This window comes from Prochlorococcus marinus XMU1408 (genome assembly GCF_003208055.1).
GTDB classification, from domain to species: Bacteria; Cyanobacteriota; Cyanobacteriia; order PCC-6307; family Cyanobiaceae; genus Prochlorococcus_B; species Prochlorococcus_B marinus_A.
Genome location: NZ_QJUE01000002.1, coordinates 444116 through 468461 on the forward strand (window position 1 = coordinate 444116; position 24346 = coordinate 468461).

Annotated in this window: 20 protein-coding genes; 17 read left to right on the forward strand and 3 right to left on the reverse strand. The window is 34.6% G+C overall.

Annotation, left to right across the window (positions count from 1 at the left end):
- The first annotated feature begins 21 nt into the window (after positions 1-21).
- The 7 genes from DNJ73_RS03875 (at position 22) to DNJ73_RS03905 (ending at position 7351) form a co-directional block, all read left to right on the forward strand.
- Positions 22-177, forward strand: a complete 156-nt coding sequence (locus tag DNJ73_RS03875) for a hypothetical protein (RefSeq protein ID WP_011293689.1) — start codon at positions 22-24, stop codon at positions 175-177.
- 85 nt (positions 178-262) lie between these two features.
- Positions 263-1195: a glycosyltransferase family 2 protein gene (locus tag DNJ73_RS03880; protein ID WP_158466393.1), complete on the forward strand. Its 933-nt coding sequence runs from the start codon at positions 263-265 to the stop codon at positions 1193-1195.
- A gap of 135 nt (positions 1196-1330) precedes the next feature.
- On the forward strand, positions 1331-2023 hold the full coding sequence (gene rpsB / locus DNJ73_RS03885) for a 30S ribosomal protein S2 (protein WP_158466394.1): 693 nt from the start codon (positions 1331-1333) through the stop codon (positions 2021-2023).
- A 72-nt stretch (positions 2024-2095) separates the two neighbouring features.
- The gene (gene tsf / locus DNJ73_RS03890; protein ID WP_158466395.1) at positions 2096-2752 is read left to right on the forward strand and encodes a translation elongation factor Ts; all 657 of its coding nucleotides are present in this window, start codon (positions 2096-2098) and stop codon (positions 2750-2752) included.
- Between the two features lie 2 nt (positions 2753-2754).
- Positions 2755-3975, forward strand: a complete 1221-nt coding sequence (locus DNJ73_RS03895; RefSeq protein WP_158466396.1) for an adenylate cyclase — start codon at positions 2755-2757, stop codon at positions 3973-3975.
- Positions 3948-6488, forward strand: a complete 2541-nt coding sequence (gene recG, locus DNJ73_RS03900; protein WP_158466397.1) for an ATP-dependent DNA helicase RecG — start codon at positions 3948-3950, stop codon at positions 6486-6488. The genes DNJ73_RS03895 and recG overlap by 28 nt, the downstream gene beginning before the upstream one ends.
- A 107-nt stretch (positions 6489-6595) precedes the next feature.
- On the forward strand, positions 6596-7351 hold the full coding sequence (locus DNJ73_RS03905) for a M15 family metallopeptidase (RefSeq protein WP_158466398.1): 756 nt from the start codon (positions 6596-6598) through the stop codon (positions 7349-7351).
- On the opposite strand, the gene DNJ73_RS03910 is transcribed toward DNJ73_RS03905, so the two are convergent.
- Positions 7288-9087: an NADPH-dependent assimilatory sulfite reductase hemoprotein subunit gene (locus DNJ73_RS03910; protein ID WP_158466758.1), complete on the reverse strand. Its 1800-nt coding sequence runs from the start codon at positions 9085-9087 to the stop codon at positions 7288-7290. The two genes, DNJ73_RS03905 and DNJ73_RS03910, sit on opposite strands and share 64 nt — an antisense overlap.
- A gap of 519 nt (positions 9088-9606) precedes the next feature.
- Between DNJ73_RS03910 and glyS the strand changes: the two genes are divergently transcribed.
- The gene (gene glyS, locus DNJ73_RS03915) at positions 9607-11769 is read left to right on the forward strand and encodes a glycine--tRNA ligase subunit beta (protein ID WP_158466399.1); all 2163 of its coding nucleotides are present in this window, start codon (positions 9607-9609) and stop codon (positions 11767-11769) included.
- A gap of 20 nt (positions 11770-11789) precedes the next feature.
- On the opposite strand, the gene chlP is transcribed toward glyS, so the two are convergent.
- A complete protein-coding gene (gene chlP / locus DNJ73_RS03920; RefSeq protein WP_158466400.1) occupies positions 11790-13124 on the reverse strand; it encodes a geranylgeranyl reductase in 1335 nt (444 codons plus the stop codon).
- A gap of 137 nt (positions 13125-13261) precedes the next feature.
- Here chlP and DNJ73_RS03925 point away from each other — a divergent pair, with 137 nt between their 5' ends.
- The 7 genes from DNJ73_RS03925 to ccsB all read left to right on the forward strand — a co-directional run bounded on the left by DNJ73_RS03925 (position 13262) and on the right by ccsB (position 20983).
- The gene (locus DNJ73_RS03925; protein ID WP_158466401.1) at positions 13262-13972 is read left to right on the forward strand and encodes a M15 family metallopeptidase; all 711 of its coding nucleotides are present in this window, start codon (positions 13262-13264) and stop codon (positions 13970-13972) included.
- A gap of 134 nt (positions 13973-14106) precedes the next feature.
- Positions 14107-15912 carry a translational GTPase TypA gene (gene typA / locus DNJ73_RS03930; RefSeq protein WP_158466402.1) on the forward strand — a complete coding sequence of 602 codons (1806 nt, stop codon included), beginning with the start codon at positions 14107-14109 and terminating at the stop codon, positions 15910-15912.
- The gene (locus tag DNJ73_RS03935) at positions 15909-16292 is read left to right on the forward strand and encodes a DUF309 domain-containing protein (RefSeq protein WP_158466403.1); all 384 of its coding nucleotides are present in this window, start codon (positions 15909-15911) and stop codon (positions 16290-16292) included. Before typA ends, DNJ73_RS03935 begins: the two co-directional genes overlap by 4 nt.
- Before the next feature lie 154 nt (positions 16293-16446).
- Positions 16447-18003, forward strand: a complete 1557-nt coding sequence (locus DNJ73_RS03940) for a hypothetical protein (protein WP_158466404.1) — start codon at positions 16447-16449, stop codon at positions 18001-18003.
- A gap of 75 nt (positions 18004-18078) precedes the next feature.
- The gene (gene lptB / locus DNJ73_RS03945; protein ID WP_158466405.1) at positions 18079-18804 is read left to right on the forward strand and encodes an LPS export ABC transporter ATP-binding protein; all 726 of its coding nucleotides are present in this window, start codon (positions 18079-18081) and stop codon (positions 18802-18804) included.
- 6 nt (positions 18805-18810) lie between these two features.
- Complete coding sequence (locus DNJ73_RS03950) at positions 18811-19998, forward strand: LptF/LptG family permease (protein WP_158466406.1); 1188 nt, start codon at positions 18811-18813, stop codon at positions 19996-19998.
- Between the two features lie 37 nt (positions 19999-20035).
- Complete coding sequence (gene ccsB / locus DNJ73_RS03955) at positions 20036-20983, forward strand: c-type cytochrome biogenesis protein CcsB (protein ID WP_158466407.1); 948 nt, start codon at positions 20036-20038, stop codon at positions 20981-20983.
- Between the two features lie 18 nt (positions 20984-21001).
- On the opposite strand, the gene rpe is transcribed toward ccsB, so the two are convergent.
- Positions 21002-21754 carry a ribulose-phosphate 3-epimerase gene (gene rpe, locus DNJ73_RS03960; protein ID WP_187152551.1) on the reverse strand — a complete coding sequence of 251 codons (753 nt, stop codon included), beginning with the start codon at positions 21752-21754 and terminating at the stop codon, positions 21002-21004.
- Positions 21755-21954: 200 nt separating this feature from the next.
- Between rpe and glpX the strand changes: the two genes are divergently transcribed.
- A complete protein-coding gene (gene glpX / locus DNJ73_RS03965; protein WP_158466408.1) occupies positions 21955-22959 on the forward strand; it encodes a class II fructose-bisphosphatase in 1005 nt (334 codons plus the stop codon).
- A 30-nt stretch (positions 22960-22989) separates the two neighbouring features.
- Positions 22990-24315, forward strand: coding sequence for a glutamyl-tRNA reductase (locus DNJ73_RS03970; protein WP_158466409.1), 1326 nt, complete (start codon positions 22990-22992; stop codon positions 24313-24315).
- Positions 24316-24346: the final 31 nt, after the last annotated feature.

Sequence of the window (24346 nt, forward strand, 5' to 3'; positions counted from 1 at the left end):
TAAAATCTGTACTAATTAAGCATGTCTAAAAGACGAAATCTTAAGAAAGAAAAGCAAGAGAGAAATCGAGCTTATGCAAGGAAGTTCAAGAAGCGTAAGCTACGTAATGATGGGAGAGGTGAGGGGGCAGGTAATGGTGTGACGGGCACTGCCAATAATGGTGGGGCTGCTGACTAATTATTATTTATCAATTCAAAAAATATTTTCTTAAATTCTTTAATTAAAGTGTTTGAACAAAATCTTTTTAGTTTTTTAATTTAGAATGTTAGTAAGTGTTGTTATACCGACTTACAATAGGCTCCCGATACTAAAAAAGTGTCTGGAGGCATTAGAAAATCAAAGTTCATTAGGTTTGATTTATGAATATGAAATTGTTCTAGTGGACGATGGCTCAACTGATGGAACTACTAATTGGTTAGTTAATAATATTGAGGATTTTCCTCATTTAAGACTTTTTGAACAATCTCATGGTGGTCCAGCTTTAGGAAGAAATCTTGGTGTAGAAAAGTCAAATGGTGATTTAATTGTTTTTATAGATAGTGATCTTGTTGTTGATAAGTTTTTCTTGGTTAACCATGTAAATTCTTTAATGAAAGCATGGAAAAAACTTGGCAATAGAAAATGTTTTACTTATGGTTCTGTAATTAATACTTCTAATTTTAATAATCCAAATTCTGAGCCTTTTAAGCTACAAGATTTATCTTGGGCTTACTTTGCCACAGGGAATGTAGCAATTGATAAAAAGATTTTAGAAAAATCAGGTCTTTTTGACAAGTCTTTTGAACTATACGGTTGGGAAGATTTGGAATTAGGTGAAAGGCTTAGGAATATGGGAGTAAAGCTTATTAAATGTCCAAAAGCTATTGGATATCATTGGCATCCTGCTTTAACTCTAGATCAGATTCCTAATTTGATTCGAATTGAAAAAGAGAGAGCAAAGATGGGACTGGTCTTTTACCGTAAACATCCAACTTTAAGAGTGAAATTTATTATTCAATATACTTTTATTCATCGTTTCCTTTGGGAAATTTTAACTTTTGGCGGACTCATAAATACAAAAACACTTAGACCTTTATTAGTTTTTTTAATGAAAAATGGCCAATCTGGTTTAGCTATGGAATTGCTTAGACTTCCTCTTAATTTGATTAGTGTTAGACAAATTTTTAGAGAAGCATCATTAATAGGACTTCGATGAACCATCATTTGTTAGATTAGTAGTGCAAATTAAAACCGCACACCTGACTGTTTCGGGTGATAAATAAATATTGATGTTCTATCAATATTTAAGTTATCCCTGTTGGGTGGAGGCGAACCCGGAACCCACAAAAACATGGCTGTAGTTTCTCTCTCAGAGATGATGGAAGCTGGTGCTCACTTCGGGCATCAGACAAGAAGATGGAACCCCAAGATGTCTCGTTACATCTATTCCGCTCGTAATGGGGTTCATATTATTGACCTAGTTAAGACTGCTGTTTGTATGAATAGTGCTTACAAATGGACACGAGGTGCTGCAAGAAGCGGTAAGAGATTCCTCTTCGTAGGTACTAAAAAGCAAGCTTCCGAAGTAGTTGCTCAAGAAGCTATTAGATGTGGTGCTTCCTACGTTAATCAAAGATGGTTAGGTGGGATGCTCACAAATTGGACAACCATGAAAGCAAGAATTGATCGTCTCAAAGATCTTGAAAGAATGGAATCGAGTGGTGCTATTGCAATGCGGCCTAAGAAAGAGGGAGCAGTTTTGCGTAGAGAATTAGAGAGGTTGCAAAAATATTTAGGAGGCCTAAAAGGAATGAGACGTTTACCTGATGTCGTTGTATTGGTTGATCAAAGACGAGAAACAAATGCTGTTTTAGAGGCTAGAAAACTTGATATACCTTTAGTATCAATGCTTGATACTAATTGTGATCCTGACCTTTGTGAAATCCCAATACCATGCAATGATGATGCTGTTCGTTCTGTTCAACTTGTTTTGGGTAGGTTAGCTGATGCTATTAATGAAGGGAGACATGGCTCTAATGATTAATTAGCCTACTTACTTAATCAAAAAACTATTTTAATTATCATTTAACTCTTTTTTTATTACATCAAAAATTAAATGGCGGAAATAACAGCAAAACTCGTGAAAGAATTGCGAGACAAAACCTCTGCAGGCATGATGGACTGCAAAAAAGCCCTTGTTGAAAATAAGGGTGATATGGATAAGTCTATTGAGTGGCTAAGACAAAAAGGCATTGCGAGTGCTGAAAAGAAATCAGGAAGAGTCGCTGCTGAAGGTGCTGTTGGGAGTTATATACATACAGGTTCTCGTGTGGGTGTACTTCTAGAACTGAACTGTGAGACTGACTTTGTAGCAAGAGGCGATTTGTTTCAAGGCCTTTTGAGAGATTTGTCTATGCAAGTTGCAGCTTGCCCAAATGTTGAATATGTGAGCGTTGATCAAATTCCAGAAGCCGTTGCTACTAAGGAAAAAGAAATAGAGATGGGAAGAGATGACCTCTCAGGAAAACCTGATCAAATTAAAGCTAAAATCGTTGAAGGAAGAATAGGAAAAAGATTAAAAGAAATGGCTCTTTTAGAGCAGCCATTTATTAAAGATAGCTCAATAAATGTAGAAGAACTTGTAAAGCAAGTTGCTGGTAAAATAGGAGAAAATGTAAAGGTTCGTAGATTTACTAGATATACACTTGGAGAGGGTATAGAGGTTCAAGGCCCAGATTTCGCAGAGGAAGTAGCATCTATGACTTCAAGCTGATTTTGTCTAGCAATAAGTATTTATTGGGTTCTGATTTTGACCCTTTTGATCAATTAAGTTTGCTTAAAGAAAAATGCAATAAGTTATCTTCTCATTTATATAGAGTTAATTCTTTATATTTAAATGAAATAAGAGATATATTGCCTCAAGCTATAAGGACATCATTGTTTTGTCTGATTACTGATAGGCTTGGAGATGAATTTGGGTTTTCTACAGTTAAATCCAGAAAAAGATTTCAATTGAAAATAGATAAATTAGTTTCAGATAATATGTCTCTTATTACAATTGAGCATCTAAATGAATTAGCTAAGAAAATTGATGATGAAAATACTCGCCATTTTAATAATGCTAAAGATGAGATAACAAATGCTATTAATATAAAAAATAGCGCTGAAAAATCAAAACCATCTATAAGTATTAATTCAATTAATTTAAGTACAATTCCACCATTGGAGAACTTATCAATTATGGAAGGATGGAATGGAGAATTAAAAACTCCATATTCATTTGATGATCAAGAATCATATGTTACTAGTACTATTTCTGAAAATGAAAATGAAAATGAAAATGAAAATGAAAATGACATAGAAAATACTGAGATAGCAAATGAGTCAATAAAAGATGATGATAAAAATAGCGATACTTTAAATTTGAAAAGTAATGATATCTCAATTTTACAGTCAATATTTGCTTTGACTGATGAATCTAACTCAAGTGATCTAGACTCAAAAAATAAAGATTTTTATAATTTTGATACTGAACAAAATCTAAAAAATAATCGTTTGATGCCAGAATCTCCAATAGGTTTGTATGACTGGATGATATCTATAGATACGGCTTTGGTTAGAAGATTGCGCGATCTTTCTCATTCTATTAATACTGAACTTTTAAAATCAGGATTAATTAATACACTTGTTCCAATTAATATTTTAGATGCAGCTTTGACAGGTCAATTGATTTCCTCTCAATCTATATCCAATATTCTTACTTTAAAATTGCCTACAAATAATTCATTGGGTACAGGGGGTTTGGATATTGATTGTTTGTTGATTACTCCCTCGGACATGGAATTTGATAATCCAAGACTTAGACAATACAGAACTCAAATTAAACACTATCAAAATGTTCTTATGGGTATGATTAAACAACAAAGATATTGGCAGGCTCGCTCAATAGCAGAAGAGGTTAATAAAGAATGGTGGAAAGATACAACCCAAATATAAGCAGCAATGATTTAACAGCGACACCTGATAGCAAATCGGGTGAACTACTAGCTTGGATTAGATCTTTGCAACAAGCACTAACTGTTGAAGTTGATCATGGATTTACGGATATTCAAGGTAGAAAAAATAAATTCTCTTCATTTGTAAGTGATTATTTATTAAAGTGCCCTTCTTTAGATATCCCTGAGTATGAACTTTGTAAATTAAAGGAATTAGCATTTGAGTTTAAAATATATTCATCTATGTCTACAGACCGTAGACGTAGAATTATTGTTCAAACAAGACAATCTCTTCATGATTTACATAAATATAAGGAAGGGGCTGAAACAACAAAATTATTAAATTTAAAAATAAAAAAATCACAAGACTTGAATTTTAATAAGAAAAGTTCTTCTTCAGATATTTTATCTTTAGAAAGTCAAATATCTGCTATTAAAGGTGTCGGACCCAAGCAAGCAGAGAAATTATCTGGGATAGGCCTTTTTTTTATTCGTGATCTTATAAATTATTTCCCTCGTGATTATGTTGATTACACTTCATTGAAAACTATAGATAAAACTCAATCAGGTCAGAATGTAACGATAGTTGCAAAAATTAGACGATGTAGTTCATTTAAGAGTCCCAAAAATCCAAATCTTTCAATTCTTGAATTGTTTATTAAAGATAAAACAGGAGGAATGAAAATCACTAGATTTTTTGCAGGTCGTCGAAGTAGCAGTATTGCATATGTAAAATCTCAACAAAGTTTGTACCCTGTTGGTGCAACCATTGCGGTAAGCGGATTAGTTAAAGAGAGTAGATATGGTAAATCAATAAATGATCCTTTAATCGAAATTATTGATACTCCTAATAGTTATTTGAAGTCCAGGACTATTGGTCAAATATTCCCTGTTTATTCGTTAACTGATGGAATAACGGCTGATAAATTTAGAGATTTAATACAATCGATTCTCTATTTAACATCTGATATAAAAGATTCAATCCCCATAGACATACTAAATAGGCTAGATCTACCTTCTAAGAAAGATGCTTTTTTTCAAATCCATAATCCTCAGAATTCAAAAACTCTCGCTAAAGCAAGAAGAAGAATTGTATTTGAAGAATTTTTATTATTACAGTTGAGTCTTCTTTTAAGACGTGAATTACATAAGAAATGTAACTCTCCTCAGTTAAGTATTGAGCAAAATAGTAATGGCTTGGTTGAAAAGTTTTTAAGTATTCTTCCCTTCTCTCTTACAAGTGCTCAAAAACGAGTCTTGAAGGAAATTGAATTAGACATAGTTAAATCTGAACCAATGTCTCGACTACTGCAAGGTGATGTTGGTAGTGGAAAAACTGTCATTGCTATTTCTGCTCTACTTACTGCAGTTCAATCAGGATGGCAGGGTGCTTTTATGGCACCAACTGAGGTACTCGCTAGACAACATTATCAAACACTCAATAAATGGATTCCTCAACTTGAGTTGAACGTAGATTTATTAACTGGTTCTACACCAAAGTCTCGTCGTAAACAAATTCTTGCTGATTTATCAAATGGTGCTACAAAAATCCTTGTAGGTACTCACGCATTATTTGAAGATCCAGTTGTCTTTGAGCGACTGGGTCTAGTAGTTGTAGATGAGCAACATCGTTTTGGTGTTAAACAGAGGAACAAACTTTTGAATAAAGGCTTACAACCTCACTTGCTAACAATGACTGCAACACCAATCCCTAGAACTTTGGCACTTACATTGCATGGTGATCTTGATGTTAGTCAGTTAGATGAGTTGCCACCTGGGCGAACTCCTATCAGCACTCAACTGATTTCTCCAAAAGATAAACAATATGCCTATGATTTAATAAGAGGTGAAATCAACAAAGGACATCAAATTTATGTAGTGCTACCTTTAATTGAAGAATCTGAGAAACTTGAACTTAGTGCAGCAGTTGACGTGTATCATCAGTTGTCTACTGAAATTTTTTCTGAATTTACTGTAGAATTACTTCATGGCAAAATGAAAAGTCATGAAAAGCAAGAGGTAATAAAAAACTTTCTTAATAAGAAGAGCGATATACTTGTTTCTACTACGGTTATAGAAGTAGGTGTTGATGTACCCAATGCAAGCGTCATGCTAATAGAAAATTCTGATCGCTTTGGGCTGGCTCAATTGCATCAATTAAGGGGCCGTGTTGGGAGAGGTGCCTCTAAGTCTTATTGTCTCCTAAGCCATCAAAATAAAAATAAATTATCTCGACAAAGATTGGAAGTTTTGGTGAATTCAAATGATGGATTTGAAATTTCTGAAATTGACTTGCGTTTTCGAGGACCTGGACAGGTCTTAGGCACAAAACAATCAGGACTGCCTGATTTTGCGCTTGCATCATTAGCCGAAGATACTGATGTGCTTGAACTTGCTCGGAATGAGGCTCGAAACCTTTTAGATTCAGACCCTCAGCTTAAAAACAATTCCATGCTTCGCATGCTGATTAAAGCGAAGTGGGATAAACTAAAAATTGGGAATAAGTTAAATTAACTTTTTTAAAAAGCTTTTTGTCTTGAACTATAAATTTTTTGAGGATAGAATTAATTAAATATATTTTCTATACGATTGAAAACTGATACTTATATTATCTAATAATCATGAAACCAAGACCTTGGAATAATATTAAAATAAATGAATCTAATGAACCTTTGGTTTCTATACCGAAGTCAATCTTTCGATTAACACCTCATCCTTATATGTCGTTAGGGGCTCCATATAGAGATGGAGCTGATCCATGGGTTTTACGTAAAAGTGTATTAAATAGATTACTCGAAGCGCAGAAATTTCTTTCAAAGAGCAATCCTCATTTGCAGTTAGCTTTGTTTGATGCTTGGAGACCTATTTCTGTCCAGAAATTCATGTTTGATTACACCATAAAAGAAACTTGTAAGTCTAGAGGGATTGATATTAATAATGATTCTGAAAATGCAAATATCGATAGAATCATCCAAGAGGTTGGCCGCTTTTGGGCTAAACCATCATTGAATCCTTCTACACCTCCTCCACATAGTACTGGTGCTGCTATTGACCTTACTCTTGCTGATATGAATGGGAAACCTTTGGATCTTGGTGGAGAAATAGATTTCATTGGAGCTAAATCAAGCCCTAGCTTTTATGAAAGTGAGTCTTTAAGGTTCCCTTGTTCAAAATATCAAGTTTTTCATAATAGAAGATTTCTTCTGTTCTCAGTTATGGAACAGGCAGGGTTTGTCCAACACCCAAATGAGTGGTGGCATTTTAGTTATGGAGATCAATTATGGTCTTGGTTAAAAAAGCAACGTAATGCTATTTATGGAGCAGCATTTGAGGTGAGTAATGACATTACTTTCTCATTACCAAGTTTAGTCACATGATCTCCAAGACTTAATGAAGTTCCCCTCTCTTTCCAGCTAAGGAATAAAGGCTCTAATGTTTTTTCTAATTCATTGAGAGACATTTTTTGTAGATATGGAGTTGCTAACCTATTCAAATTAGTACTACCTCCGAGCCAGAGTTGGTATTGATTTAAACCACTACCAACTAGAGCCAATTCTGCCATGTAAGGTCGAGCACATCCATTTGGGCAGCCTGTCACTCTAATTAAAATTGATTTATCTATATCTAGCTTTTTTAATTGATTATTTATACGATCTATAAGTTCAGGTAGAAATCTCTCTGCTTCTGTCATTGCAAGTCCACATAAGGGAAGGGCAGGGCAGGCTAGGGCATGTCTTGACAATGGTTCAGGAAAACCTGGATTTGAAAATCCTATATTGCATAGATCTTTGTTGACACTGGATTTTTGATAATTACCAATATTGCACAATAATAGATCTTGGTTAGGAGTTAAACGTACATCCAATGCATATTTTTCAACTATATTTCTGAGCTCTTTTTTTACTTTCCCTGTAAGCCTACCTGACAATAGTGGTAGCCCAACAAACCATAATTTTTCAGATTGTTGATGCCATCCTAGATAATCTTCAAGTATTGTGACACCTTCATCCTTTATGGGAGCAATTTTTTTTGTAAAGTACTTATTAGTTAATTGTTTCTTGAACCAGGCAACACCCATATCATGCAAAACATATTTTAGTCTTGAGTGCCTTCTCGTTTTCCTATCTCCATAATCTCTTTGAAGAGCGAGAATAGATTGTACAAGTTCTAAAATATCCTTCCCTTTCACATAACCAATAGGATCTGCTATCCTTGCAAATGTGCTATCTAAGTTATGAGTCCTACCCATACCTCCTCCAACGTAGACATTACATCCTTCTAAAACCCCTTTTCTATTTGTAAATGTTACAAGACCTATATCATGAGTTAAGATATCTACAGAGTTGTCTCCTGGAACTGTGGTTGCACATTTAAATTTTCTTGGTAAGTAGGTCGATCCATATAAAGGCTCTTTGTTGTCCCCGCTAAAAACACCCGGATTTAGTTGTTTTTTTCTATTCCTCTTGACTTCGGGGGATGGTTTGATTGCATATTTTAATTCACCATCAACCCATAGATCTAGATAAGTGATTTCTGCTTGTTTAGGTGATAAAACATCTGCAATGTCATTTGCCAATTTCCTCGCAGCAGGATAAGAACCTTTTTCATATGGTGCAGCTGGAGCCATAACATTTCTATTGATATCTCCACATGCAGCGAGGGTTGAGCCCATTGATTTAACTATTGTTTCGATAACTTCTTTTAAATTTTCTTTCTTAATTCCATGCATTTGAAAACATTGACGAGTGGTCGCTCTAAGTGTTTTATTTCCTAATTGATCAGAAAGATCATCCAATGCTACGAAAAGTGGTCCCGGAACAAAACCCGCTGGATTCCTAAGCCTCAGCATCATTTGCCAATCTTTGCCTGTTCCTCCTCTTTTTCTATGCTCGCGATCATCTTGTTGATAACTACCATGAAATTTCAAAAGTTGAACTGCATCGTTTGTGAAGTGATCACTTTCATTGATTAATTCAGTTAGAAGGGGTTCATTTAAGTAATTACTATCTGCTTTAAATTGTTCAAATTTTGCTCGAGGAGAGTTATTCGCTATGCAAGGTGATGAAACAGTTTTTTCTATTTCTGCATCGCTTTCTTTATCTTCAAAATTCATCAAAGCTTCAATAGCTCCATTACTAAAACCTGCATTTTTTAGGTCTTTTTGAATATTTTTCGGAGATTCTTTTAAATAGGTATTTTTTACTGCTTCGACTCTTATTTCCTTTGGCAATGATTCGTTGATCTTTATTGCTTCTTCTTCCCTTAGCTTTTCTTCGAATTTTTGTTGAATAGCTATTTCTGCTGAACTTATATTTTTTTCAGCTTCTTTTCTAGTGTTGCCTATTTTTTTCACTACATCACAAGTTCCAAAAGCGTCTCTTAATTTACCTCTTGGTACGGCAACTCTGAGATAAAAACCTGATCTCCCTGGTATTTTTATGATCTTAGGCAAATGGTACCTACAACGGTACCTACACTGTATCATTTTTCATCTTGACTAGTGTCTAATTGTTCAAATGAAATTATCCTTGATCAAGAATAAATAAAGCGAGCGTTAGATTCTTTCTAGGACACAGAATGTAGATGTTATTCAAATTTAGATCTAATCTTTATAAGAACATAGGGAACTTTTTTGTCTACTTACCTTTTAGAAATTGGGACTGAGGAACTTCCAGCTGATTTGGCTGAATCTGTTATTTCTCAGCTTGAGTTAAATGTAAATAATGACTTGAACAATAATAAAATAAAATTTAGTGAAATAAGAGTTACTACTACTCCTAGAAGAATTGCATTGATAATTGAAGGGATTGCTCCTTTCTCTGAAGATAATGTTGAGGAATGTAAAGGTCCTCCTGTCTCCCAAGCTTTTTGTGATGGAAAACCTACAAAAGCAGCAATCGGTTTTGCCAAAAGATTTGATCTTCCTCCTGAAAAATTAGAGATAAAAGAAACACTAAAGGGCGTATTTGTTTTTGCAAAATTAATTGAAAAAGGCAAGCCAGTTGTTAGTTTGTTAGCTGATTGTTTACCTGGATGGATCAGTAAAATTCAAGGAAGAAGGTTTATGAGATGGGGAGAGGGTGATTTTCGCTTTTCAAGGCCTATTCGTTGGATTGTTTCTTTGCTTGATTCAGAAGTCTTACCTTTTGAAATTTCAGGATGTGATCCTGAAATAGAAATTGGCAATATTTCAAGACCTCATAGGTTATGTGGATCAGAATTTCAAATAAAGGATGCGAAAACTTATGTTGATCAATTACGAGATGTTGGTGTCATTGTTGATAGGTGCACTCGCCTTTCTTGTGTAAATGACTTAGTTCTTAATCATGAATTAAATAATAAGTTTAAGCCAGATTTGTCTGATGAACTTTTAAATGAGCTGACAGATTTAGTCGAGTCTCCTCTACTCGTGCATGGGAGATTTGATGAATCCTTTCTCGACTTACCCCCTGAGGTTTTATCCACTGTAATGAAGGTTCATCAAAGATACATTCCTTTATACAAGGAAAATGCTGATTTTGATCCATTAGCGCTTGATTCTAGAAATGTTTTACTGCCTAGCTTTTTGTGTATTAGTAATGGATTATCTTCAGCAAGAGAAAATATTATTTTAGGGAATGAAAAGGTACTTAAGGCAAGATTTTCAGATGCTTCATTTTTTATAAAATCAGATTTATTGATTAATAGCTCATCACGAATTAATAAATTAAAAAATGTAACTTTTGCAGAAGGATTAGGATCTTTATATGATCGTGTAGACAGAATAAAATGGCTAACTAAATTATTAACAATAAAACTTAAATTTGATCAAGACGATATTGAAAAATCTATTAAAGTTGCACATTTTTCTAAACATGATTTAGTTAGTAATATGGTCGATGAATTTCCTGAGTTGCAAGGAATTATTGGATCTAAGTACTTATTGCATGAGGGTGAATCAAGAGATGTATGCCTTGGGGTTTTAGAACACTATAAACCAAAAGGAACTGCAGACTCTCTTCCCTCAAATAATCTTGGCAATGTTGTTTCATTAGCCGAGCGTTTTGAATTGCTTTTTAGTATTTTTGCTAGGGGTGAAAGGCCTACTGGCTCATCTGATCCCTATGCTTTGAGAAGAGCAGCAAATGGAATATTATTAATTTTGTGGGATCAAGGTTGGCAATTAAATATCAATGAAATAATTAAAGATTCACTAATATATTGGAAAGAAATATTTCCTAATATTCCTTTTGATATTAATGTACTATCTGCTGACCTAATCGAATTATTTCGTCAAAGAATCAGTAGTTTACTAGAGGAGAAAGAGATAGATTCTGATGTTATTCAGGCAATTGCCGGTGATTCAACCCCAACATCAAAATTGTTGGGTGACTCTACAGATGTTGATTTTCGTGCTTCATTATTAATGGATATGAGGAAAAATAATAAACTTAACTTGTTGCAAGCTGTTGTGACTCGTGCATCTAAATTGGTAGCTAAAACCTCTATTTCTAAAGATGTAATAGATCCTTCGGACTTTGTTGATAAGTCACTATTTGAGAAAGATAGTGAACTTCAAATGTTTAATGTTCTGGAGAAATTAAAACCTCTATCTATAAATGGTGATCATACTAAATATAAGTTATTAGCTGATGGTCTCGTCTCAAGTGCTGAAATTTTATCCAATTTTTTTGATGGTGAAGGAAGTGTTATGGTTATGACAGATAATCTTAGCCTTAGAAATAATAGACTTAATCTATTATCTATCCTTAGAAATCAATCTTTAATTATTGCTGACTTCAGCAAACTCAGATAGTAATTACATTCAAATTGAGTTTACTTTTTACTAGTTTTTATACCACCTTTAATTGAACTAACGGCCAACATTTTATTAACTTCCTTATCATCTCTTACTGCACTTGGTACTGGTTTGTATGTGCTTGGAGCTAAGGCCTTTCCTCTTAAAACCGAACCAATTGTTAAAAGGGTTAGTTTCAATTGTTGTAGCGGCTTCATGGCAACTACCGTTTTGTATAGGTAGCTATCAAATGTAAGTCTTTGAACATCCATGTCACCACACATCTCTACAAAAGCTTCTCTAGCTCCGTCACTTGTATAGAAAATTCTTTGAAGAATATCTAAAACTGTGTATGTTGTTCCATACTTTTTATCCCATTTTTTTAAATATTTTTTGAGATCATTTTCTGAAGGTATTATTTTCCCATTTTGACTAGATTCGACAATCTGCTCAGCACACATCCTTCCACTTTTTGCAGCAAAATAAATCCCTTCTCCTGAGCTTTTGGTTACATAACCAGCTGCATCACCGACTAAAGCCATTCTTCCAACAACTCTTCTTGGTCTGGGATGTTCAGGAATTGGATGAGCTTCTACTTTTATAACTTCTCCATTTACTAGCCTTTTCTTTGCTCTTTCTCTTACACCAATCTGAAGGCTTTTTATCAAGCCACCATTTTGTTTCATTGTTCCTGTTCCAGCTGCTACATGGTCGTATTTAGGAAAGACCCAGCCATAAAAATCTGGAGAAACGTCAGTTCCTACATACATTTCGGCTCTGTCTTCATAATACTTCATCTCCTCTTTAGGAAGTTTTATTCTTTCTTGAATTGCTACCGCATAGTTGTAATCTCCAGCATCCATTGCTTTAGCAACTCTGCTTGTTGCACCATCTGCTCCAACAATTAGATCTACCTCTAGTTGCTTACCTTTCTCTTCAGATTGATCATTAAGTATTTCAGTGTAATGAAGTGTGTATGGCCCTTGTTTATTAGTACCAGTTTCTATTTTTGATACCAATCCATTTACTAATGTTGCGCCTAGTTCTGCAGCACGATTCCTCATGAATGAATCCATTACCTCACGCCTTAACATTCCTATGTATTCTTTATCACTCCCTGGATAGATGTCATCGAGAATAATATCAACTTCTCTATTTGATGGAGAGATCATCTTCATGTTCCTGACTTTTCTATCAATAATTGATTCAGGAAGATCAAATTCTGAAACCATACACAATGGAATTGCTCCACCACATGGTTTGGCATTATCAAGCTTTCTCTCGAATATCCAAGTTTTAATTCCCGCCTTCGCTAAAATCTCAGCGGCACATGATCCACTTGGACCACCACCAATAACAGCAACTCTTAACATCTTTGGATGAAAAATTTAGTTCTCTATATATAAAACTTACATCCTTATCTCATAGAAAGTATAAAGATTGGAGATACTCGTTACTATCGAAACATCATTTTTGTGAATTCCAATTGTTTTGCTCATAAGTAGATCGTATGAATTATCAAGATGACATCCCATTGGCTAAAAGGATTAAATCCATCAAAACCATTAGTACCAAATCTTTTGTTCGTATAGGACTTGTATCTTTTGGCCTTGGTCTCCTCTTAACGTTGCTAGCTAATAAATCAGTTTTACTTCAGATAAAATCTTCAGATAATTCAATCAATACCAATGAAACGATCCAAAATAAAAGTTTGTTAGGTCATCTTCCTTATCCTGAGGCGTCAAAAGACGAGTTGGTTTTGTTCTCACCAGGTATTTATGTCCATAAAGATATCTATGAGAATTTTAAAGAAATGCAATTATTAGCGGCCCAAAGAGGCATCTCTCTTCAATTATTAAGTGGATATAGATCAATTAATTTGCAAAGAGATATTTTTTATGAAAATAAATCCATTAGAAATCAAACAGCTATTGAGAGATCTAGGGACTCTGCTCCTCCTGGTTATTCTGAACACAGTACGGGATATGCAATAGATGTCGGCGATGGAAATTATCCAAATACTCATTTTGAGGTTGAGTTTGAGGAAACACCAGCTTTTAAATTCATGAAAAGATTTGCTTCTAAATACCATTTCGTTCTTTCTTTTCCACCTAACAACAAACAAGGAGTTACTTATGAGCCTTGGCATTGGAGATTTGAAGGTACTGTTAATGCTTTGAGGAAATTTGAAGCTGCCAATAAAATTACAAAATTCAAATAAGTTTGATTCCATAAAAATCTTTTTTCACTTTTATATTCGATATTTGTATTGGCATTTAAAAACTGCTAAATGAAGTCATGGTGAGATATTCTTTATGTTTCTATAAGAAAAAAATTTTTTAAATTTTTTAAATCATGAGTTTTGATATACAAGCCATAAGAAATATCGCAATTATTGCTCACGTTGATCATGGGAAGACAACTTTGGTTGATGCTCTTCTAAATCAATCTGGTACCTTTCGTGACAATGAGGAAGTCCCAACTTGTGTAATGGACTCGAATGATTTGGAACGTGAAAGAGGGATAACGATTCTTTCTAAAAATACAGCTGTTACTTATAACGATACTCGTATAAATATTGTTGACACGCCTGGGCATGCTGATTTTGGAGGAGAAGTTGAGAGGGTATTGGGCATGGTAGATGGATGTCTTCTTGTTGTTGATGCAAACGAAGGGCCAATGCCACAAACTCGTTTTGTTCTTAAAAAAGCTTTAGAACAAGGTCTAAGACCTATTGTTTTTGTGAATAAAATCGATCGTGCAAGGGTAGAACCTGAAACTGCTGTAGATAAAGTCTTAGATCTGTTTTTGGAACTTGGAGCTGATGATGATCAATGTGATTTCCCTTATTTATTTGGTAGTGGATTAGGTGGTTTTGCAAAGACTGAAGTAAAAAGTGAAAGTGATAATATGAAACCTTTGTTTGATGCAATTATTAGGCAAGTCCCCCCTCCAGTTGGTGATCAGAATAAGCCCTTACAATTACAAGTCACTACACTTGATTACTCAGATTTCTTAGGAACAATTATTATTGGGAGAGTTCATAATGGTGTAATTAAAAATGGCCAGAGAGCTAGCTTAATCAAGGAAGATGGGAGTTTAAAAAAAGGAAGGATTAATAAATTATTAGGATTTAAGGGATTAAAAAGAATTGAAATAGATGAAGCAAATGCAGGAGATATTGTCGCTTTGGCTGGATTTGATGATGTCTCAATTGGAGAAACAGTTGCATGTCCTGATGAACCTAAACCGTTACCTCTAATCAAGGTAGATGAACCTACTTTGCAGATGACTTTTGTTGTAAATGATTCCCCATTTGCAGGTAAAGAGGGCAAGTTCGTAACCAGTCGTCAGTTAAAAGATCGATTAAATAAAGAACTTCTTACGAATGTTGCATTAAGAGTAGAAGATACAGATTCTCCTGATCGTTTTTCTGTTAGTGGGAGAGGTGAGTTACATCTTGGAATTCTTATAGAGACAATGCGAAGAGAGGGGTATGAATTTCAAGTTTCACAACCACAAGTTATTTTTAGGACCATTGACGAAATTAAATGCGAACCTGTTGAAACCCTTGTTCTTGATGTACCAGAGGCTTCTGTTGGTGCCTGTATTGAGAGCTTAGGAGTTAGAAAAGGTGAAATGCAAAACATGGAAACAGGAACAGACCATAGAACTCAACTTGAATTTCTTATCCCATCAAGAGGCTTAATTGGATTTAGGGGTGAATTTATCCGCGCGACAAGGGGTGAAGGAATTATGAGTCATTCATTTTTTGAATACAGGCCATCTGTAGGAGATTTTGAGCAAAGAAGAAATGGAGTTCTTATTTCATTTGAAGAGGGTGTCGCTACATTTTATTCATTGAAAAATGCTGAGGATAGAGGTCAATTTTTTATTACCCCTGGAGCAAAAGTTTATAGAGGAATGATTATTGGAGAGAATAATCGCCCACAAGATCTTGAATTAAATATTTGTAAGGCTAAGCAACTTACAAACATGCGATCGGCTGGTGCAGATGAATTAGATCAATTGCAATCGCCAATTGAAATGACATTAGAAAGAGCCCTTGAATATATTGGACCAGGAGAGATGTTGGAAGTTACCCCAGAGTCTATAAGACTAAGAAAAATCAATGCAAAGAAAAACATGAAAAAACAATGACTTGGACATCTGAGCAAGATGAAACATTCATAAAGGATTCTCGTTTTGAAATAGGAGTGAAATTATTTAATTCTTGTCAATGGTATAAATCCCATGATGTTTTTGAGGAGATATGGCACGAGACTGGCGGAGCTGAAAGACAATTATTGCAAGCTATTTTGCAAGTTGCAGTTGCACAAGTACATCTTGAAAATAACAATATAAATGGTGCAACGATACTTTACGGAGAAGCGTTGGGTCGATTGAGAAGATTTCAATTAGCTAATTTAGGATTAGATATTGTGGGACTATGTAAATGCATTACTAAGAGATTGGAATATCTACAAATAGGAAAGGACCTCTCTGTTTGCAGCTTGCCTGTTATTTGTTTTCTCGAGTAAGTTTTCTGCCTCCCAAAACCTTGGCATTAAACCAGAGATGATTACACGTTATTTTCTTATTAAGCTTTTATTGTTTTATTAGTACTGTTAGTACAAAATAAAAGTAAAATTTTGATTAATTCAAATCAATAGATCTACATTTATCTGAATCAGAATGGAAATTAAAAGAATTAATCAAATACATTTACCTGCTCAACGTTTTTATGAAATAACAGTACCAATTTTATTTATATTAATAGGCTTATTCGCAGCATTTAATCATGCTCTTTGGAGAGATGAGATGCAGGGATGGCTTGTGGCTTGGCAAAGTGATAACTTGATTGATTTGTGGAAAAATAATGCACCATCCGGTCATCCTGTCCTCTGGTCACTCTTAATTTATTTTTCTAAGAATTTAACAGGAACCCCTTTAAGTATGCAATTAATGCATTGGCTTTTAGGTAGTTCCGCAATTATTATTTTTTGGCGATATAGTCCTTTTAATTTAATCACTAAATCGCTTTTTACATTTGGATACTTTCCTTTTTGGGAATATTACTTTGTTTGTCGTCATTACGTAATTGCGGAATTAATAATATTTATTTTCTGTTCTATTTTTCATTTAAAAAATAAAACCTACATACCATTTTCTTTATGTATTGGACTTTTAGCTAATACACAGGCTTTATCCTGGTCATTAGCTTTTGCGATTGGTGTGACGCTTATCTTTGATTGGTTTTTTAATATTAATCAAAGAATTAATTATATGAGTAATAAAAATTGGATTTATGATTTGATTACAAGTTTTGTTATTTCAATCTCATTACTATGCTTCGGTGCCTTTAGTCTTCTTCAGGTTAGAGATTCAGTTAAATTACTTTCTTCTTTTATCGATGTTCGACATCTATTTAGAGTGATTGGGCAGATTTTTGGAGGTTACATACTTATTATTCCTGACTCAAGTAGATTTATTGATTTAGGTATATGTGCCTTGATTACGTTTATTTTATTGGTCAGTACGATATCATTTATAAATTTCTATCGTCCAGCTTTAATATTCTTTTCTAGTGGTATTACATTCTTATTCCTTTTTAATTATTTTTTATTTTTGGGAGACGGATCTAGGCATTATGGATACTATTTTCTCTTTATTATTTCATCAGTCTGGTTAGCATTGTCTAATAAAGATAAACAACGTGCCTTTTTTAATAAATCAAATATTTTCACTAAAGGTAATTTATTTTATTTTCCTCGTTTACTAACTTTTTGTTTAACAATACATATGGTTGTTGGTATTCATATGGTCATCAATGATTTTCTTATACCATATTCAAGTGGAAAGGAAACTGCTGAGTATATACAGAATAAAGGGTGGCAAGATTTCCCAATCTTCGCAACTAGAGATGTTGAAGTAGCAACTGTCGCTGGATACCTTAATAGAGAATTTTACTTGCCTGAGTTGAAAGGATTTGGAAGCTATGCTCAGTGGGCTAACAGGGTTACATTAGATAGGAGTAAAACACTTGATGAAGTTCAAGTTTATTTAGATAGTTTTCCTAAAGTAAATAAATTATTACTTCTTTTAAGTAATCGATCATCTATTAAAAATTTGAATCCTGGTGAATCTCTTTACTTTGATAAATTTAATGTAATCGCCGATTCTAAATTTGAGAATTCCTTTCATGATTCAGAAAAATTTTACTTATATTGGGTTGAGCGGATTGTTGATTAAATCTGTAGATGTTAGTTATCATTTATTATTAGATAATTTTTATGCATAACCTTTTGATTAATAGGTTTTATTGAAATGACTCTATTTATTGAGAGTTTGGAGCTAACCCTTTCCAATAGAACTATTGTAAAAAACGTCACTTTAAATGTAGAGCCTGGTGAGGTAGTAGGTCTTTTGGGCCCAAATGGGGCTGGTAAAACTAGTACTTTTAATATGATTGTTGGGTTGATTAAGGCGAACCGAGGGAATATTTACTTGGAGGGCAATTCTATAAAAGACTTTTCTATGACTAAAAGAGTTCAATTAGGTATTGGTTATTTAGCTCAAGAACCAAGTATTTTCAGAAATCTTAAAGTTATTGAGAATTTGGATATTGCTCTTTCTCAATCTAATTTATCCACATCTTTAAAGAGGAAGAAGCGTGAGGAATTAATTGAAGAATTCAATTTGGTTTCTTTTCTTGATCGTTATGGTCATCAACTTTCAGGTGGAGAAAGACGAAGATGTGAAGTAGCAAGAGCTCTAGCTGTTGGACGCTTGGGTCCAAAATATTTGCTATTGGATGAGCCTTTTGCCGGAATAGATCCTATTGCTATTAATGATCTACAGAATTTAATTAGGAAATTAAAAAATAAAAATATAGGAATATTAATTACTGATCACAATGTTAGAGCAACATTGGCTATTACTAACCGTGCTTATATTCTTAATCAAGGTGAAATTCTTGCCTATGGTTCTTCTGACCAACTTACTAAAAATCAAGTTGTAAAAGAGCATTATCTTGGAAATTCATTTGATTAATAATCTATGCTTAATAACCTTTTTCAATTCTCTAGATTCCAAAAGTTTGTTGAAAGAAAGTGGAAAGTTATTCCATTGTTAGATAGATGGATCATTTTTGAATTATTGCCTCCTCTGTTTTTTTCAATAGCCGCTTTTACAGTCGTTTCCCTTTCAGTAGGCGTTGTTTTTGATTTGATTAGGAAAATAGTTGAGATTGGTCTTCCTTTCTCTATAGCTATTCAGATTCTATTGCTAAAGCTCCCTAGTTTTATTGTTATTTCCTTCCCTATGGCAATGTTACTTTCCACATTGTTAGCTTATGGAACCCTTAATGAAAATAGTGAAATTAAGGCCTTAAAAAGTATTGGTATATCTATTTATAGACTTATATTGCCAGGTTTAATCTTGTCTATATTTATGTCGTATATGACTTTCATTTTTAATAACAACATTGTTCCAAGTACAAATAGAAATGCTGAAATTATCTTAGCTAATTCCTTAGGAAGATCTTTTTCCAGTGAGCAAGGTGAAGATATTATTTTTTCAAAGAAAGGGGAAATTTTAGATCCTTATTCGAGCTACAAAAAAAGAGGAGTTACTCATCTTTTTTACGCTTGGAAATTTGTTGATGGACAGATGCTGGATGTTACCGTCATTGATTTCTCAAAACTAGGTTTTACTCAAATGCTCAAGGCGAAAAAAGGAATTTGGAATAATAATAAAAATAATTGGGAATTTTTTGAGGGAGATATTTTGACACTTAGTCCTGATGGAAGTAACACAAGGACAAAATTCTTGAGTTTTTTATATCCATTAGGTACTGATCTAACTAATATTGCACAACTTCCAAAAGACGCGAATGATATGAACCTTGGAGAAGCAACTACTGCTATGGAGTTGTATCAAAGAAGTGGGAATATTAAAGAAGCAAGAAGAATGAAGGTAAGAATTCAAGAAAAATTTACGTTGCCAATTGCTTGTTCAGTTTTTGCTTTGATTGGTTGTAGCTTTGGGGTAATGCAAAAAAAAGGAGGGGGTAGAAGTCAAAGTTTTGGATTAAGTATTATTTTGATACTTATCTATTATGTTTTGAGTTTTAGTTTTAGCTCTCTTGGAGTCAAAGGAATACTAAATCCTTTTATTGCTGCTTGGTCACCTGTATTTCTGTCTATGTTAGGAGGAGGTTTTTTGTTAAAACAGGCAAGTAAATGATCTGGCCTTTCTAAATAATCTTTAGTCCCTTTTATCAATGTTTGATTTTCGTTTAAATAATTTTTCTTTTGATCCTGTTGTTTTTCTTGGATTTGTTTCATTCTTTTCTTTATTAATTGCATTGCCTATTTCCTTTTGGTCAGTTGCAGGTAGTAAAAATTCTTCCAAAGCTAGATTTTTAGTCGCCACAGCAAATATTTTTCTAACTAGTCAATTGATACTTAGATGGTGGCAATCGGGACATTTCCCCATTAGTAATCTTTATGAATCACTTTGCTTTTTGACGTGGGGTTGTACTTTGACACAACTTTTTGTCGAAAGGGCTTGGAGTTCTCCTTTGATTTCTGCAGTAGCGACTCCTATCTCATTGCTATCAATTGGTTTTGCAAGCTTTGTTTTACCAGATAATTTGCAATCTTCTGCTCCTTTAGTACCAGCACTGCGTTCAAGTTGGTTGATAATGCATGTGAGTGTGATTATGTGTTCTTACGCTGCATTGCTAATAGGTTCTATTTTGTCTTTTGGTGTATTTATAGTTGACTGGAAAAAACAATTTAATATTCGTAATAGTTCCTTTGGATCTGGTGAATTCAGGCAAATTTCAGATCTTTATCCTTATAAAAAAAACGATAATTTAAATCTAATACAACCAGTTAAATTTACAAATGCTGAGCAACTTGATTCGTTAAGTTACAGATCAATAACAGCGGGATTTTTGTTGCTTACTGTTGGACTTATTAGTGGTGCTGTATGGGCTAATGAGGCCTGGGGTAGTTGGTGGAGTTGGGACCCTAAAGAGACTTGGGCTTTAATCTGTTGGTTGGTTTATGCAGCTTATTTGCATACCAGGCTAACGAAAGGATGGCAAGGTAAAAAGCCCGCTTTGCTTGCAATAGCAGGCTTTTTTGTTATTATTATTTGTTATATTGGAGTTAATCTTCTAGGGGTAGGTTTGCATAGCTATGGATGGTTCTTTGATGCTTAGCAATTAATAATATGTAAGCTATTTTTTTATAATTTTTCCATTCTGTGCATCATTTGCTACTTTTCTTAGTGCATCACAACCTTCCTTAAGGGTTGGGTAAGCAAACATACCGCTACCAGCTATAAAGCAATTTGCCCCTGCTGCGCAGCATTGAGATAAAGACCAATCTGCTTTTATTCCTCCATCAACTTCTATATCCACGTTGTATCCATTGTCTAAAATTAGTTTTCTTAATTGAGTAATCTTGTTAAGCATTGTTGGAATATAAGCTTGACCGCCAAAGCCAGGATTAACAGTCATAACAAGTACGTGATCAACCATATCTAGTACATCTTTCACCATGTCCATCGGTGTATGAGGATTAAGAGCTACTGATGGAGACCCTCCTAACTGTCTAATTTTTCCAAGAATTCGATGAAGGTGAATATTTGCCTCAGCATGAGCAATGACGACACCAGGTTCTCCATTTGCACCTTTACTTGCTTCTACATATCCCTCAAGCATGGTTTCACAGTTGTATTGACTAACCATTAATTGAGTCTCGAACGGAACGTTGCAGTACTTACGGCAGGCAGTGATCATTTCAGGTCCGAAGGTAAGATTTGGAACAAAGTTCCCATCCATAACATCAAATTGAATTCGGTCTACACCTGCTAATTCAAGGTCTTTTACGCACTGTCCCATATTTGCCCAGTCTGCTGGTAAAACTGATGGAATTATTTGAACAGGACGGTGCTCAGAAAAAATTGCGGATGAAATGGATTGGATCATTGTTTTTTGTCTAATGGCAAAGATTCTATTAATTCATGGTCACAAGTTCTAGTGTGACCTTGCACTGATACAGTAAATATCGCTTATCAACAGATAATAAGTTTTTTGTGAGTACTTTTTTCTAAGCATTTTTCAATGCCCTTAATTACTTACAATATTGTCTGCCTAATGGCGTAAATTTCTTTACCTAGCTGCAAAAAGTGGATCGTACTCTCGTCCAAGAAATTCTTGAAGTAGTTGAGCAAGCTGCAATTGCTTCTGCTCAATTGACTGGTTTGGGTCAAAAAGATGAGGCTGATGCAGCTGCCGTAGAGGCAATGCGAAAAAGAATGGGAACGATTCAGATGAAAGGAAGGATCGTTATTGGAGAAGGAGAAAGAGACGAAGCTCCAATGCTTTACATCGGAGAAGAAGTTGGATCAGGCACAGGCCCTGGTGTTGATTTTGCAGTAGACCCCTGTGAAGGTACGAATTTATGTGCTAACAGCCAGCGTGGATCTATGGCTGTTCTAGCCGCATCAGATCGTGGAGGCTTGTTCAATGCTCCAGATTTTTATATGAATAAATTAGCTGCGCCTCCAGCAGCTAAGGGCAAAGTTGATATAAGAAAAACTCCTACAGAAAATATAAAAATCTTGAGTGAATGCCTTGGTATTGCGATAAGTGATTTAACTATTGTTGTTATGGATAGGGCCAGACACAAAAATTTAGTTACTGAAATTAGATCAGTTGGTGCAAGGATTCAACCTATATCAGATGGTGATGTTCAAGCCGCAATAGCTTGTGGCTTTGAGGGAACAGGAACTCATTGCTTGATGGGGATTGGCGCAGCTCCAGAAGGAGTCATTTCAGCTGCAGCCATGCGGGCGCTTGGTGGCCATTTTCAAGGACAACTTGTATACGATCCTGCGATTGCTCAAACATCTGAATGGGCAGACTATACAAAAGAAGGAAATATCAAAAGATTGAATGAAATGGGCATAACTGATATTGATAAAATATATGAAGCAAATGAACTTGCCTCAGGCGAAAATGTTGTTTTTGCTGGAAGTGGCATTACTGATGGATTGCTTTTTGATGGAGTAAAATTTGAAAAAGATTGCACTAGAACAAGCAGTCTTGTAATTAGTACGCTTGATCAAACAGCAAGATTTACTAATACAGTTCACATCAAAGATGGTGCTCAAAGCATCTCTTTGAAGTGAGATTTAAGTAAATGAAGTAAGGGGCTATTTATGCATATTGCTGTCGTCGGTCTTAGCCATCGCACGGCCCCAGTCGAAGTGCGTGAAAAGCTAAGTATCCCAGAAGAGCTTATTGAAAAGTCTTTTAATAATTTAAAGAAAATTGATCAAATATTAGAAGTTTCAATACTAAGTACATGCAACAGACTTGAAATTTATAGCTTAGTTAAGGACCCTCAATTAGGAATAGAAGCTATTAAATCTTTTCTTCTAGATTTTTCCGGCCTCGAGGGAGATCTTTTGTTTCCCCATTTGTTTGATTTTGTTCAAGAGAAAGCAGTTTCTCATGTAATGAGAGTATCTGCTGGTTTGGATAGTTTAGTTTTAGGGGAAGGACAGATTCTTTCTCAAGTAAAAAAAATGGTACGTCTTGGGCAAGATCATCAAAGTTTAGGACCTATTTTGAATAGGTTATTAACTCAGGCAGTTAGTACCGGTAAGCGCGTTAGAAGCGAGACAAACCTTGGAAGTGGCGCAGTGTCTATAAGTTCAGCAGCTGTTGAACTTGCTCAATTAAAACTAGGTCAAACGCATGGAAAAGATCAATTAATGACTTTAGAGACCGAAAAGGTTGCAGTCGTTGGAGCTGGAAGAATGAGTAGGTTGTTGCTTCAACATCTTCAATCAAAAGGATGTTCTTCGCTAACTCTTTTAAATAGAACAAAAAAAAGGGCTGAGGATCTTTCTGCTGCTTTCCCCGAGATTCAAATTGATTGTAGATTAATTGATGAGCTTGATAGCTGTCTTTCGATTAGCACTCTTGTATTTACAAGCACAGCAGCTAATGAGCCAATTATTGATGCAGAAAAATTGATGAAAATTGAGAGGAGGCCATTATTAAGACTTATTGATATTGGAGTCCCAAGAAATATTTCTTCTGATGCGAAATCTATTTCTGGAATTGAATCTCATGATGTTGATGATCTTCAAGAAGTTGTTTCACGTAATCAAGAGGCAAGACAAAAACTTGCTTTAGAAGCAGAAGGCTTAATTGAAGAAGAATGTCGTATTTTTCTTGAATGGTGGGACAGCTTAGCGGCAGTTCCAACTATTAACTGCCTTAGATCTGGTTTGGAGTCAATCAGGAAAGAAGAACTTCAGAAGGCTTTAAGTAGAATGGGACCTGATTTTTCAGCTAGAGAAAGAAAAGTCGTTGAAGCACTAAGCAAAGGCATCATCAACAAAATACTTCATACTCCAGTAACAAAATTAAGAGCACCTCAATCAAGAAATGATCGTAGAGATTCTCTTGATGTGATTGAAAAACTTTTTAATCTTGATGTTTCAAGTTCTTTGAATAAGCCTAAAAACAGCTGATTTTATTATTTACTTCAGAAATTCTTACTAC